Origin of the sequence: Solibacillus merdavium (assembly GCF_014836935.1) — a bacterium.
Classification (GTDB): Bacteria; Bacillota; Bacilli; order Bacillales_A; family Planococcaceae; genus Solibacillus; species Solibacillus ferritrahens.
This window is the reverse complement of record NZ_JACSPW010000020.1, coordinates 1-14,855: the sequence shown is the minus strand read 5'-3', so window position 1 is coordinate 14,855 and position 14,855 is coordinate 1. Positions and strand designations below refer to the sequence as shown.

Annotated in this window: 14 protein-coding genes; all 14 read left to right on the top strand. The window is 38.3% G+C overall.

The window, feature by feature from the left end; translation table 11 throughout:
* The first annotated feature begins 72 nt into the window (after positions 1–72).
* Complete coding sequence (panB, locus tag H9632_RS16385) at positions 73–909, top strand: 3-methyl-2-oxobutanoate hydroxymethyltransferase (RefSeq protein WP_191705150.1); 837 nt, start codon at positions 73–75, stop codon at positions 907–909.
* Entirely contained in the window at positions 909–1,772 is an 864-nt protein-coding gene (gene panC, locus H9632_RS16380) for a pantoate--beta-alanine ligase (protein ID WP_191705149.1), read from the top strand. Before panB ends, panC begins: the two co-directional genes overlap by 1 nt.
* Complete coding sequence (gene panD, locus H9632_RS16375; protein WP_191705148.1) at positions 1,765–2,148, top strand: aspartate 1-decarboxylase; 384 nt, start codon at positions 1,765–1,767, stop codon at positions 2,146–2,148. Before panC ends, panD begins: the two co-directional genes overlap by 8 nt.
* Before the next feature lie 201 nt (positions 2,149–2,349).
* Positions 2,350–2,922 (top strand): 3D domain-containing protein, encoded by a 573-nt coding sequence (locus H9632_RS16370; protein WP_191705147.1) that lies wholly within the window; start codon positions 2,350–2,352, stop codon positions 2,920–2,922.
* Between the two features lie 271 nt (positions 2,923–3,193).
* A complete protein-coding gene (lpdA, locus tag H9632_RS16365) occupies positions 3,194–4,531 on the top strand; it encodes a dihydrolipoyl dehydrogenase (RefSeq protein ID WP_191705146.1) in 1,338 nt (445 codons plus the stop codon).
* Between the two features lie 89 nt (positions 4,532–4,620).
* Positions 4,621–4,959: a transketolase gene (locus H9632_RS16360; protein WP_191705145.1), complete on the top strand. Its 339-nt coding sequence runs from the start codon at positions 4,621–4,623 to the stop codon at positions 4,957–4,959.
* A 157-nt stretch (positions 4,960–5,116) separates the two neighbouring features.
* Positions 5,117–6,265 carry a cation:proton antiporter gene (locus tag H9632_RS16355; RefSeq protein ID WP_191705144.1) on the top strand — a complete coding sequence of 383 codons (1,149 nt, stop codon included), beginning with the start codon at positions 5,117–5,119 and terminating at the stop codon, positions 6,263–6,265.
* A gap of 564 nt (positions 6,266–6,829) precedes the next feature.
* Positions 6,830–9,616, top strand: coding sequence for an ATP-dependent DNA helicase DinG (dinG, locus tag H9632_RS16350; protein WP_191705143.1), 2,787 nt, complete (start codon positions 6,830–6,832; stop codon positions 9,614–9,616).
* A 97-nt stretch (positions 9,617–9,713) separates the two neighbouring features.
* On the top strand, positions 9,714–10,196 hold the full coding sequence (locus tag H9632_RS16345) for a cell wall elongation regulator TseB-like domain-containing protein (RefSeq protein WP_191705142.1): 483 nt from the start codon (positions 9,714–9,716) through the stop codon (positions 10,194–10,196).
* Between the two features lie 13 nt (positions 10,197–10,209).
* Positions 10,210–11,403 carry a pyridoxal phosphate-dependent aminotransferase gene (locus H9632_RS16340; RefSeq protein ID WP_191705141.1) on the top strand — a complete coding sequence of 398 codons (1,194 nt, stop codon included), beginning with the start codon at positions 10,210–10,212 and terminating at the stop codon, positions 11,401–11,403.
* Positions 11,404–11,435: 32 nt separating this feature from the next.
* Positions 11,436–12,731, top strand: coding sequence for an asparagine--tRNA ligase (gene asnS, locus H9632_RS16335; RefSeq protein ID WP_191705140.1), 1,296 nt, complete (start codon positions 11,436–11,438; stop codon positions 12,729–12,731).
* An 83-nt stretch (positions 12,732–12,814) separates the two neighbouring features.
* Positions 12,815–13,546: a DnaD domain-containing protein gene (locus H9632_RS16330; protein ID WP_191705139.1), complete on the top strand. Its 732-nt coding sequence runs from the start codon at positions 12,815–12,817 to the stop codon at positions 13,544–13,546.
* Between the two features lie 18 nt (positions 13,547–13,564).
* On the top strand, positions 13,565–14,224 hold the full coding sequence (gene nth, locus H9632_RS16325) for an endonuclease III (RefSeq protein ID WP_191705138.1): 660 nt from the start codon (positions 13,565–13,567) through the stop codon (positions 14,222–14,224).
* Entirely contained in the window at positions 14,221–14,571 is a 351-nt protein-coding gene (locus H9632_RS16320; protein WP_191705137.1) for a YpoC family protein, read from the top strand. Before nth ends, H9632_RS16320 begins: the two co-directional genes overlap by 4 nt.
* Positions 14,572–14,855 lie beyond the last annotated feature (284 nt).

The following is a 14,855-nucleotide window of genomic DNA, read 5'->3' as shown; positions in this document are numbered from 1 at the left end:
CGACACTACCTTTCTGTCTAATTATGGATAGAAGGGTATTTTTTGTTTTCTTTCCATTTGAGGAGGAGAAACATGAAAACAACGGCTCAGTTTTTAAAAATGAAGGAGCAGGGCGAAAAGATTGTCATGATTACGGCATATGATTATCCCGGTGCTAAGTTTTCCGAGGCAGCGGAAGTCGACATGATTTTAGTTGGGGATTCATTAGGGATGGTTGTCTTAGGTTATGAATCTACAATGCGGGTAACTGTAGATGATATGATTCATCATAGTAAAGCAGTACGTCGAGGAGCGCCCGATACGTTTATCGTCGTTGATATGCCTTTTGGCTCTTACCATGGCGATGTTAACGAAACACTTAAAACTGCTGTCCAAATGATGCAACTAACAAATGCCAATGCACTTAAGGTGGAAGGCGCGGATAATGTTATTCCTGTCATTAAGAAACTAACTGATGCAGGTATTCCAGTTGTTGCGCATTTAGGATTATTACCACAATCTGCAGGTGTTCTTGGGGGTTATAAAGTTCAAGGTAAAACGTCACAGCAAGCGGAAAAATTAATTGAAGATGCATTGCTTGTTGAACAAGCCGGAGCTTGTGCGGTTGTGCTTGAATGTATCCCGCACCAGCTAACTGAGATTGTATCAGAAAAGTTGACGATACCGACGATTGGAATTGGTGCTGGCGCTAAGGCGGATGGTCAAGTATTAGTGTTTCATGATTTATTGCAGTATGGAAATCATCATATTCCAAAATTTGTTGAAGGCTTTGCACAAGTAGGCGATGAAATTGAACGTGGAATCATTGGCTATACTCAAGCGGTTAAAGCAGGAATATTCCCTACATTACAGCATAGTTTCACGATGAAAGAAGGCGAATTAATAGAGCTTTATGGAGGCGTAAAATAATGATGATCCTATCGACAATTGCTGAACTACGAAAAGTAGTAGTTAAAGCAAAAAGCAGCGGGCAATCAATCGGTCTCGTTCCAACAATGGGCTATTTACATGAAGGTCACTTAACGTTGGCAAAAAATGCTCGGGAAGAAAATGATGTTGTTGTTATGAGTATTTTTGTAAATCCGACGCAATTTGGTCCAAATGAAGATTTTGAATCGTATCCGCGTGATTTAGAGCGTGACAAGAAGCTTGCGGCATCAGTAGGGGTAGATTATATTTTTGCACCATCCGTCGAAGAAATGTATCCACATGATGGTGGCATATATATCCGCGCCGGACGTCAGGCACAAACTTTGTGTGGTGCAAGTCGGCCAAGTCATTTTGATGGGGTATTGCAAGTTGTTGCAAAGCTCTTTAATTTAGTACAGCCAGACCGTGCTTACTTCGGGCAAAAGGATGCACAGCAAGTTGCCATTATTCAAACAATGGTCAGGGACTATAATTTCCCGGTAGAATTACGCGTTGTTCCAGTCGTTCGGGAAGAAGACGGCTTAGCCAAATCAAGCCGGAATGTTTATTTGTCCTCTATAGAGAGAATGCAGGCACCGGTTATTCAACAAGCACTGCAAATAGCTAAACTTGAGTTAATGGATTCAGGGGATGTCGATAAGGCCCTGTCACAAGCAACAAAAATTATTGAACATAACACTGCCGGTAAAATCGATTACCTGAGCATATTAACTTATCCGGATTTGAAAGAAGTAGATGAAAAGTCAGATCAAATACTTTTAGCTGCGGCAGTATATATAGGAAAAACACGTCTAATTGATAATTTAATTCTTTCATTAAAAGGGGAACTTATCCATGTTTAGAATGATGATGAACAGCAAAATCCATCGAGCTCAAGTAACACAGGCCGATTTAAATTATGTAGGTTCGATAACAATAGATCAGGATATTTTGGATGCGGTAGGGATGTTGCCAAATGAAAAGGTGCATATCGTAAACAACAATAATGGTGCACGATTTGAAACATATATAATAGCAGGTGAGCGCGGGTCAGGGGTTATTTGCGTGAACGGAGCAGCTGCACGTCTTGTTCAAAGAGGAGATATCGTTATTATTATTTCCTATGTATATGTAGACAATAAAGAAGTGGCTGATCACTATCCAACAGTAGCTATCATGGGGGAAAACAATCAAATAAAAGAAATGATCCACTATGAACCAGAAGCGACTATTATGTAATAGTGGAGGAAGCGGCTGTGTTAAAAGTCAAATTGACTTTTAACACAGTTTTTTTTATATAAACACCTACTTTTGTTACAAAAAGTTATATGAGGAATAATTTTGTAATTTTTATATTACCTCCCTGTAATCTTTTTGAAATATTAAATGTGTAAACTGAATTTAGTTTCATTACAAATGATACAGGGGGAAATGACTAATATGTTTCGAAACAAACTATTATGTAGCTTTACCTTCATTATTTTTACGTCTTTATTCTTTTCCAATGCCATAAGTGCAGCTACACATACTATTAAAAAAGGGGAAGAATTAGATGAAATTGCAGAGCGTTATAATACGTCTGTATATACATTATTAGAATTAAACGAGCTTGAAGATGAAGAGCAATCGGTGGCAGGATACGTCCTAAAGCTACCTGATCATATTGAAAATAAACAAAAAAAAGTTGAAGAAAAAAAGGAAAAGCTAGATGACTTTGAGGTAGTCAAAACAATGACTGTTGAAGCAAGTGCTTTCACAGCTTCCTGTAAGGGCTGTTCAGGAAAAACTGCATCTGGCATCAATCTAAAGAAAAATCCAGACGTTAAATTAATTGCTGTTGACCCTAAAATAATCCCACTTGGAACTAAAGTTTGGGTAGAAGGCTACGGTATTGCTGTTGCTGGGGATACTGGCGGCTCGATTAAAGGCAGTAAAATTGATGTGTTTGTCAAATCGAAAAAAACTGCCCTTAATTGGGGACGTAAAAAAGTTGAAATTAAAATATTGAAATAATCGATCCGCCATCAGTAATTACTAACATAATTGCTGATTTTTTTGTTTTTAGAACTAAAAAAACGGTAAAAGTAAAGTTTACACTAAATATATGATTGACTATTTTGTAGTTTGCATTGACTAGAAGCACCTGATATTGAATATAAAGTAATAAGGCTTTGATAAGTAGAACAGAATTGAAAAAGTTTACTGAATAGATTTTCTATCAAATATAAGGGGCTAGGTTGCATTCCAAAAATTGTCATGATAATGTGAAAATTGAGGTGATAAAATGGAAAACTTTGATTTAGCCGTAATAGGTGCTGGACCAGGCGGATATGTTGCCGCAATTCATGCAGCAAAAAGCGGATTGAGAGTAGCTCTTGTTGAAAAGGACAAAGTCGGGGGGGCTTGTTATAACGTAGGCTGTATTCCTTCGAAAATTATGCTTGAGCATAGTAAATTGGTGCAGGAAATTCGACGTGGGACAGATTGGGGAGTAACTGTTCCTACTATTAATATCGATTTCCCAAAGTTAATGCAACGAAAAGATAAGGTTGTTGCCGAATTATTATCAAATATTGAATCTTTTATTGATAGCGCGCAAATTACGATGTTTAGAGGAAAAGCAATCGTAACAGCAGAGCGGAAAGTGATAGTAGGCGACAATGCATTTACAGCGAATAATGTGATTTTAGCAACGGGCAGTCGCCCATTTGTTCCGCCATTTAAAGGGATTGAAAGTGCAAACTTCTATACAACCGACACTTTCTTTTCAATACAGGAGCTTCCAAAACAGCTGACGATTATCGGTGGTGGTGTTATTGCGATTGAAATGGCGTTTGCTTTAGCGCCTATGGGTACTAAAGTGACAGTACTCAATCATAGTAAAGATATTCTACAAACGGAAGAACCGGATGCCCGTCCAATCATTAAACAGAAGATGAATGAGCTGGGCATTGAGCTTATTACAAATTTTACATTTGAAGAAATTCATGCAGATTATGTGCAAACGTCCATCGGAAATTTCCCATTTGAAAATTTATTATTTGCAACAGGGCGCCGTCCAAATACTGAAATCGCTGAGGCGTTGGAAATGCAGATGGATGGTCGTTTAATTAAGGTGAACAATCATTATGAAACAAGCATTCCAGGGATTTTCGCCATTGGTGATTTAGTTGGTGGCTTCCAGCTTGCACACTCCGCCAGTGCTGAAGGCGTCCATGCAGTGGACTTCATCTTAGGAAAACATCCGAAAGTGATTAATCAGCAGGAAATACCGCGTTGTGTGTATACACATCCCGAGATTGCAACATTTGGTATGCTTGAGCATGAAGCACCGGCAGATTCTATTGTGACAAAAATGTACTTACCGACAAACCCTAAAGCCCTATTGGAAGGGAATACACAAGGCTTTATGAAATTTGTCGCAAGTCCTGAAGGCGATATTTATGGTGCATGTGTCGTAGGCGATGGTGCAACAGAAATGATCAATTCCATGCTTGCAGCAAAAGTACTTGGCGGATCTGTTAAAGACTTAGCTCGACTCATTTTCCCTCATCCTACAGTAAGTGAGCATGTAGGAGACGCAGCGAGATCTGTTTTTGGCAAAGCGATTCACGCAAAATAGTATCGGTTATTCTGTCCACAATCCAATTTCTTTTTTATTTCCACTAGTTTTTATATACTAAATATATACAAACCTAGTAGAGGTGACATATGGAAATACAGCCAATGGAGCTTGTAGAAAAAGAAGTTGAAGACATATTATATCAATGTATTGATTTAAAAATAGAAGAGGACTATATTGCAATGGGGCAAATTTTTGCCAAAGTACTTGCACTTCTTCAGCAACATAATTTAATTAGTCCAACATTACAGGTAATTACTGAACCTGATAAATGCCCAACAGAAACGCGTATACTGCTGGAAAGCCTGCAAGAGGCGCAAAGAAGACATGTATCGCGCAGAAAGCTGCTTACTCATCGGCAAATATTAAATGTATGGCTACGTAAAAATCAATATTTCCAACGTGAAGTATTACCGGGCTTTTTCTAGTGAATTGAAATAATTTTCAGATAAATATAATTTTTGCATTGCATTTTATATTCTTTTTCTATAAAATAAGTAGTGTCTAATAAATAAGGTAGGCATGGTGGAGTCAGTCAAATCTGGCACCCCCATGCCTTTTTTTGTGAAGAAGGGGGATAATGTGGTGTTTATTTTTCAAATTGTGATCGTATTATTGGCAACAAAAATAGCGGGACATTTCACTGTACGTCTAGGGCAACCTTCCGTACTGGGAAAAATATTAATTGGTATTATTATTGGTCCTGCCATGCTTGGGTGGATAACGGATAGTGAAGTTATGCAAACCTTCAGTCAAATTGGTGTTATTCTATTAATGTTCTTAGCAGGGCTGGAAACAGATTTAGAAGACTTGAATGCGAATATGAAAGGTGCTATTTTCGTAGCAATCGGCGGTGTTATTTTACCGATTGCAATGAGCTATCCTTTAGCTCTTTCTTTTGGATTGACTCAAGGGCAGGCTATTTTCATCGGTTTAACATTAGCAGCGACATCTGTAAGTATTTCAGTTCAAACATTAAATGAAATAGGATGGCTAAAAAGTAAAGAAGGTTCGGCACTATTAGGTGCTGCCGTGTTGGATGACATTATCGTTGTAGTCTTAATTGCGGTTGCAATGAGCTTCCTTGTAGGTGACGATGTTTCCATTCCGGCATTAATCGGTGGGAAGGTATTCTTCTTCGTTTTATTATTTGTCGTAATGAAATGGGTAATTCCACCATTCATAAAGGCGTTTAGTAAATTGCGTGTTACAGAGGCAACATTATCCGGTGCGCTAATAGCTTGTTTTGCTTTAGCTTATGTCGGTGAGCATTACTTTGGTATAGCTACAATTATTGGCGCATTCTTTATCGGTATTGCTATTGGCCGAACTCCATTCAAAGAGGCGGTTGAACATAAAGTAGAGCCGATAGCGAGTGGAATCTTTGTACCATTTTTCTTCGTAAGTATTGGACTATCTGTTACATTCGCTGGCATTACGGAAAATATTTGGTTTTTAGTTATCTTCTCAATCGTAGCAATTTTATCGAAACTTATCGGTTCGGGTCTTGGTGCGAAATTGGCAGGATTCAATTGGAAATCTTCTGTAGGAATCGGGGCAGGCATGATTTCCCGTGGAGAAGTGGCATTAATTCTTGCAGGGATGGGTTTATCAAGCGGTCTTTTACCGGCGGAAGATTACACACCAATGGTAATCGTTATTATTATTACTACACTAGTAACACCACCTATGCTTAAAGGAATTTTCGGTAATCGTTCAACTTACATAAAATAAAAAGGTTGAATGATCTACTATTTTATTGTAATCTGTTATTTAGGTGCCAAAACCTCTGTGAAGATTTAGTCTTCACAACAAAAGACTCCACCAACAGCACGGATTTGCTGGGAGACTTTTGAATTGTGCAGGGAGATGAGCCCCTGCACACCTTTACATAGCGTATTAACCTAGTATTGTCCTTGAGACGGTACTAGGTTTTTTTTATGTTAAAGACGCAATTTAGCATCAGATGCATCAATTTATTAGAACAATTGAGGATATATTAGAATAAGTGACGCAGGTATTTGAAAAACTGTTATACATATTTGAAAAATGCGTATGCATATTAGAACAGTTAGCGGATATTTTAGAAAATCGCGATTTTTTTAGAATAAATAAATTTTTATTAGAAGATTTCAAATTATATTAGAATTTTTGGAAACGTTTCTATAAAGGCTCTGAGCTGCAGCGCAACACTGCCACTTCAAATGGGTCCATCAGCATTTCTATCCATTTACATGACCTCATCACCTTTAATATGATAAAATGCCGTTATATTACTTGAACTGTGAGCTGAAGAAAATGAATGAAAGTCAAAAATATGCAATCGTTGACATTGAAACGACCGGTCATTCACCTGCAAACGGCGATCGCATGATTCAAATTGCCATCGTGATTATGCAAGACTGGAACATTACAAAAAAATATTCAACTTTTATACATCCAGGGAAACCTATACCGTTGTTTATCCAAGATTTGACGAATATTACAGATGAGCATGTAAAAGATGCGTTACCATTTGAAGCGCATGCTGATTATATTTATGAACTATTGGAGGATGCAGTATTTGTAGCACATAATACGGATTTTGACTTATCATTTTTGCAGGCGGAATTTCAACGGGCCGGCTTACCGAAATGGTACGGAAAAAAAATCGATACGGTTGAACTGTCCAAAATTCTTTTTCCAATGTCCTTAAGCTATAAATTGGCTGATTTAGCAAGTGATTTGAATATACCTTTAGAAAGTGCTCACCGCGCTGATGATGATGCACTTGCTACAGCCTATCTACTAAAGTATTGCTGGCATGAACTTTTATCATTGCCGTTAGTTACATTGGAACAGCTGCATAAGCGCTCATTTCGGCTGAAAACAAACTTGGCTCAGCTATTCTTCGATGCGCTTGTGATAAAACGCAATAAAGCGTTAACAGATGATACGCATGTATATTTTAATAAAATTGCGATTCGTAAAATGGCACCGACCCCAAAAGGATATAATGACGAACTGGATTACCCACAATCAACCGATGATAAATTAGCTCTATTATTAAAAGGAATTTCTAATTTTGAAGTACGTCCGCAGCAATTTCGTATGATGGATAGTATTTGGGGAGCGCTTAATAATAAAGCCGAACATGTCATTGAAGCTTCCACAGGGATTGGGAAAACGTTAGGTTATTTAGTGCCTGCCATTTATTATGCCAAGAAAACAAAACAGAAAATAGGAATCAGCACCTATACATCACATTTGCTTGATCAGCTTCTGCAAAATGAAATTCCCGTCTTGGAACAAGCACTTGGCCAGCCAATCAAAATTGCACTATTAAAAGGGATGGGCAATTATATCGACATAGAGAAGTTCGAGAAGCAATTGAAAACACTCGATGATTCGTACGATCAAACATTTACGCTTTTACAAACACTTATTTGGCTTGCTAAAACAGAAACTGGTGATTTAAATGAGTTAAATGTTTCAGGTGGCGGACAGCTTCTAATTGATAAAATACGAAAAACTACATTACCGAAAACGACTATGCCGCTTTACGACTTTTATTCACGTGCGATTCAAAATAGTCGTCAAGCCGATATTATTATAACGAACCATGCCATGTTATTAAGTGATTTAGTCCGCAATGAGCAGATATTCGATTCTTTAGGTGGATGGATTATTGATGAAGCCCACCAATTTATCCAAGCGGCCATAAATCAAGATGAAAAAATATTTACGTACATGAATTGGAAATATTTATTTGGACAGATTGGAATAAATGAAGATGAACAGCTATTTTATAAAATTCGTCGTGTCGCATTAAAAAAACAGTTGCTCAATATTCAAACGCTCGACCAACTGGAAAAGCGATACATCTATATGGTTCAAACATTTGATACAGCGATGGCTGAGTTAATTCGAGAGGTAAAGGCAGTTGTCAGTACACAATATAAGCCGCTACAAAAAATTGAACTATTTATCAGTGATTTGGAGTTGCCGCACGAAGTCTTTTTGAAAGTATCTTTAACCGTACAACGGTGGATTGATGATGCAAGGGCACTTATACAGCAATTTAGTTCGGGAGTAGAACAGATGGCACCTGAGCATGAGTATTTAATTGAACAATGGCAGTATATTATTGGGGAACTTATGATAAAAATGTCAGAGTGGGATGAAGTGTTTCTTCAAAATGATTCAAATTATTCTTGCTGGCTTGAGTTGGATAGACGAAGTGTTCCAGGAAGCATTCAACTTTATAAGAAGCCAATTGACGTTACAGCAACGATAGGGAAGCTATTTGATCCCATTCGCAGCAAAAGTGCAGTTATTTGGACATCCGGGACATTGACTGTACCAAGCAATGAACGGTTTATTACGAGTCAGCTCGGAATTGATTCTTCTATTTCCATTGAAAAATTGCATGCAGATACGAGCTACTATGATGGAGCGGAAGTGTATATTGTAAATGACATGCCTGATATTCAAACTGTTTCTCAATCTGACTATATCGAAGAAGTAGCGCATGCAGTGACAAATGCAGTGCGGATGACAGATGGGAGATGCTTCGTATTATTTACTTCGCAGGACATGTTGCGGAAAACGGTAGATCTTATTCATGAAAGTGAATTATTGAATGATTATATGATTTTTGCTCAAGGTGTCACATCAGGCAGCAGAATGCGCTTATTAAAATCGTTCCAAAAGTTTAATCATTCCGTATTATTTGGGACAAATAGCTTTTGGGAAGGTGTGGATGTTCCAGGCGATGGACTGGCTGCGGTAATTGTCGTAAGGCTGCCGTTTTCTTCACCGGAAGACCCTTCGTTTAAGGCACGTGCAAATTATATTACACAGCAAGGACGTAATTCCTTTACTGAACTTGCATTACCTGAAGCGATTATTCGATTCAAGCAAGGATTTGGCCGATTGATACGATCAAGTCATGATAAAGGAGTATTTATTGTTTTAGATCGCCGTATAGAAACAAAATCCTATGGACAGCAATTTATCGAGTCATTACCGCCTGTTTCTATACAAAAACTGCCACTTCACAGTATGGTACAAAGCTTAGGAAATTGGTATAATGAAAAACGATGAGGAAGGAAAGCAGGTCGACAATCATGAAACAAAATTTTAAACGACGTACAAGTAAATTTAATGTACGAACAAAGAAATCGAATCGCAAGGTGCAGTTATGAAAAACTGGATTCTCTTTTCGGTTGTCTTTGTTTTATCGTTGTCACTTGTCATTACAGTGTTCGTATTTTGGAAAGCCAATGCCCCGTTCAATGAAATTAAAGAAAAAGCGGAAAGTCTTGTGCTAGATACGAAAGCACTTGCTGTTGTTGAGAATTCCTATGTATACAATGGGAATAAGCCCTATGTCACTGTATTTGGAGTGGATGAGTATGGAAAGGGAAAAGCAGTATTTGTCCCGATGAGTTTAGAAGAGAATTCAATGCAAGAAGTATTTTTAGCAGATGGTCTAACAGAGGAACAGGCAATGTCTGTCTTTAAAGATGATACAGATGCAAAAGAAATTCTTCATATGAAGTTAGGATTTGAGGAACCGGGTCCAGTTTGGGAAATAACATACAAAAGTGAATCCGGTACCTTGAATTATGTTTATCTTCTTTTTGAAGACGGACAATGGTGGAAGCGCATATTGAATTTGTAGAGGAGAGAGCAACATGAAACAATTGTTAGCAAATCGTGTAAAAACTTTAACACCATCAACAACTTTGGCCATAACAGCTAAAGCGAAGGAGCTAAAAGAGCAAGGGATTGATGTCATCGGTTTAGGAGCAGGGGAGCCTGACTTTAATACACCGCAAAATATTTTAATTGCTGCTAAAGAATCGATGGATGCAGGATATACAAAGTATACGCCAGCTGGTGGTCTACCGGCATTAAAAAAGGCAATCATTGATAAACTGGCACGCGACAACAGCCTTACATATAAAGCTAATGAAATTATTGTTGGTGTTGGAGCTAAACACGTTCTGTATACATTGTTCCAAGTTATATTGAACGAAGGGGATGAAGTAATCATACCAATCCCTTATTGGGTTTCCTATCCGGAACAAGTGAAGCTGGCTGGTGGTGTTCCTGTTTATGTAGAAGGAACTCAGGAGCAAAGCTATAAAATTACACCGCAGCAATTGCGTGATGCTATAACAGAAAAAACAAAAGCGGTCATTATTAACTCTCCATCAAATCCTTCTGGCATGATCTATACGAAGGAAGAGTTGGCAGAGCTTGCGAAAGTAGCAGAAGAAAAAGATATTTTAATCGTTTCAGATGAAATTTATGAAAAGCTTGTTTACAATGGAATAGAGCATTATTCAATTGCGCAAATTTCGGATGCCATTAAGGCGCGTACGATTGTTGTGAATGGTGTGGCAAAATCCCATTCTATGACAGGCTGGCGAATTGGTTATGCAGCAGGTGATGCGGCTATTATTAAGGCGATGACCGACTTAGCTTCCCATTCTACTTCAAACTCAACAACAACAGCCCAATATGCAACAATTGAAGCATACAACGGATCCCAAGAAACAGTAGAGAAGATGAGACAAGCTTTTGAATCACGTTTAGAAGTGATATTCCCAAAAATTGCGGCAATTCCTGGAGTAAAAGTATTAAAGCCACAAGGGGCATTTTACTTATTACCTGATGTTTCGGAAACAGCAGCAAAAACAGGCTATCTTTCCGTCGATGACTTTGCTTCGGCTTTATTGACTGAAGCAAATGTTGCAGTCATTCCAGGTTCAGGCTTTGGATCGCCTACAACAATTCGTCTATCTTACGCAACATCTTTAGAATTATTAGAAGAAGCAGTTCGTCGAATCGAAGCCTTTGTAAAAGCAAAGTGGCAAGATTAAGAACAGCTGTAGCTTAACTTTTGGAGGACTTTATGAAGAAAATTATGATTAAAGATATGCCAAATAATATTGGCGAAACAGTAAAAATCGGCGCTTGGTTAGCAAACAAACGTTCAAGCGGTAAATTAGCTTTCTTACAATTACGTGACGGCTCGGGCTTTGCGCAAGGGGTTGTCGTAAAAGAGGAAGTTGGAGAAGAACTGTTCGCAGTAGCGAAGGGTATGACGCAAGAAACATCACTATATGTTATTGGTGAAGTAAAAGCAGATGATCGTTCTTCATTCGGTGCTGAATTGAATGTTACAGGTATTGAAGTGATTAGTGCGGCAAACGACTATCCGATTACACCAAAAGAGCACGGCACGGAATTTTTAATGGACAACCGTCACTTATGGTTACGTTCTCGCAAGCAGCATGCCATTATGAAAGTACGTAATGAAATTATTCGTGCAACATATGAATTCTTCAATGAAAACGGCTTTACGAAAATGGACCCACCAATTTTAACTGGCTCTTCACCAGAAGGTACGTCAGAGCTATTCCATACAAAATATTTCGATGAAGATGCGTTCCTATCTCAATCAGGTCAGCTTTATATGGAAGCAGCGGCAATGGCATTAGGAAAAGTTTTCTCATTCGGACCAACATTCCGTGCAGAAAAATCGAAAACTCGCCGTCATTTAATCGAGTTTTGGATGATCGAGCCAGAAATGGCATTTGTTGAGCATGATGAAAGTTTGGAAGTACAAGAGCAATACGTGTCACATATTGTACAATCTGTGTTGAAAAACTGTAAGCTTGATTTAGAGCGTCTTGGCCGCGATACATCAAAATTGGAAAATGTGAAAGCTCCATTCCCTCGTATTTCATATGATGAAGCAATCGAGTTTTTACATGAACAAGGGTTTGATGATATTCAGTGGGGTGACGATTTCGGTGCACCACACGAAACGGCAATTGCCAACCATTATGACAAGCCAGTATTCATTACATGCTACCCGATTGGTATTAAACCATTCTATATGCAGCCACACCCAGAGCGTGATGATGTCGTATTATGTGCCGACTTAATCGCTCCTGAAGGCTATGGCGAAATTATCGGTGGTTCTGAACGTATCTACGATTATGAGTTAATGAAATCCCGTTTGGAAGAACATAACTTATCATTGGATGCGTATGCATGGTATTTGGATTTATGTAAACAAGGTGCGGTACCTCACTCAGGCTTCGGCTTAGGTTTAGAGCGTACAGTAGCATGGATTTCTGGAACTGAACATATCCGTGAAGCCATTCCATTCCCGCGTTTATTAAACCGTTTATATCCATAAATATTTATATCTTTTATATGAGAAAGCGTCCGGAATCTAACCGGGCGTTTTGTCGTTACGAGCGAACAAAGGGGGATTCAGCAATGTCAACAAATTTCAATCGAATCCGCGTTTGGACGGAGCAATTACAAGTTACTATTCCACAATTATTTTTTAAACATTATAGCGAATTGAACATCCAAGATGATGAAGCATTGATTGTTTTACATTTACTAAGCTTTGAACAAGAGGGAATCGATTTTCCAACACCAAATGACTTAATGCAAAGGACAAATTTTCAATTAACGGCTATTTCTCAAATTTTACAACGCTTAATGCAAAAAGGCTGTGTCGAAATTTCTCAAAGTAATGATGATTCTGGACGAATTACTGAAAAATATTCAATCTATCCATTATGGGAGCGGCTTTTGGATTTATTGCAATCCAAAGAACAGCAACAGCATACATCCGCTACTAAATTGGACGAGGCAAAAATTTTCCAGTTATTTGAGCAGGAATTGGGTCGTTTACTTTCACCTATGGAAATTGAAACAATCGGTATGTGGATGGATTTGGATCAACATAGTCCAGAAATTATTAAAGCAGCATTAAAGGAAGCGGTACTCGCAGATAAGGTCAATTTGCGTTATATTGATCGTATTTTAATCGAATGGAAAAAACGAAATATAAAGACACTTGCTCAAATCGAGAAGCATAGTGAGCAATACCGTAAAAATACGATGTCGCCATCATCCACTCATCCAATAAAACAACAGGAACCAACTCAGCAAACTAAAAAAGTCTCATTTTATAATTGGTTAGAGGAGCGAGAATAGGAGGACGCTTAATTTACTATGTTAACAAAAGTGAAATGGAATTACTTCTTAGACGAGATGGACCGAATGTATCCTAATGCGCATTGTGAATTAGTGCATGACAATCTATTTGAGCTAACAATCGCTACATTATTATCGGCACAATGCACCGATGTCCTCGTCAATAAAGTGACAAAACAATTATTTCAAAAATATAAAACACCTCAAGATTATTTAAATGTACCGCTAGAGGAACTTCAAAATGATATTCGTTCAATCGGACTCTATCGTAATAAAGCAAAGAATATTCAATTGTTGTGTGCACGTCTTCTAAATGAATATGGAGGTGAAGTCCCAGCATCACGGGAAGAGCTTGTCACATTGCCTGGTGTTGGACGTAAAACTGCAAACGTTGTGTTATCTGTTGCCTTTGATATTCCCGCATTGGCAGTTGATACACATGTAGAGCGTGTATCTAAACGATTAGGTCTTTGTCGATGGAAAGACAGCGTGTTGGAAGTTGAAGAAACGATTATGAAAAAAACACCGATGGAACGATGGAGCCGTGCTCATCATCAAATTATATTTTTCGGACGCTATCATTGTAAATCGCAAAACCCAGGCTGTGCAACGTGCCCTCTGCTGGATGACTGTCGTGAAGGACAAAAGCGCTTGAAAAAAGGTTTGGTGAAAGTATGATATTAGTTAATACAGAAGCGATTTCAAAAGAAATGGTCGATCATTGGTATGAAGAATGGGAAGCGATACGTGAGGATATTCATAATGCCCATGAACGTCGTGATGGTTCGGCTATACAATTTATGCAAAAAGGGATAGAACTTTTTGAAGGATTTCTCATGACTAGTTCGATAACGGAAGATACAGCGTTCTCTCAGCAAAATGTGTATGAGCTTATGCCGATTAATGGTATGGAGCGCTTGCAGTTTGTTAAAATGCGTCCTGGTCAATATGCATGTTATCGACAGCTGGATGAGCTTTTTAAAGAAACGAAAAAGCGCTGTGCCCGACTGAGAGTGAAAAAGTAATAACTACAATTATAGAAGAGGTTAGAACAAAATGAAATTTGAATGGCTTTATTTTGTGTCTGCCTCGTAGCGTTGTTCTACGTTTCGGCGGACGCTTTCCTTGCGCTCTCCCACGTGCTTATCTCCTGGGAGTCGCCGCCTTCACTACGAACAACTCGATATTATTCAAATAAAACACAAAAAAAGAAATTGCAAAGTGCAATTTCTTTCAGACTGTAGACAAACTCGAAGAAATTCGAGTTTGCCTACAGTCTTTTTTGTTTTAAAATAAAGTTAACTGATGA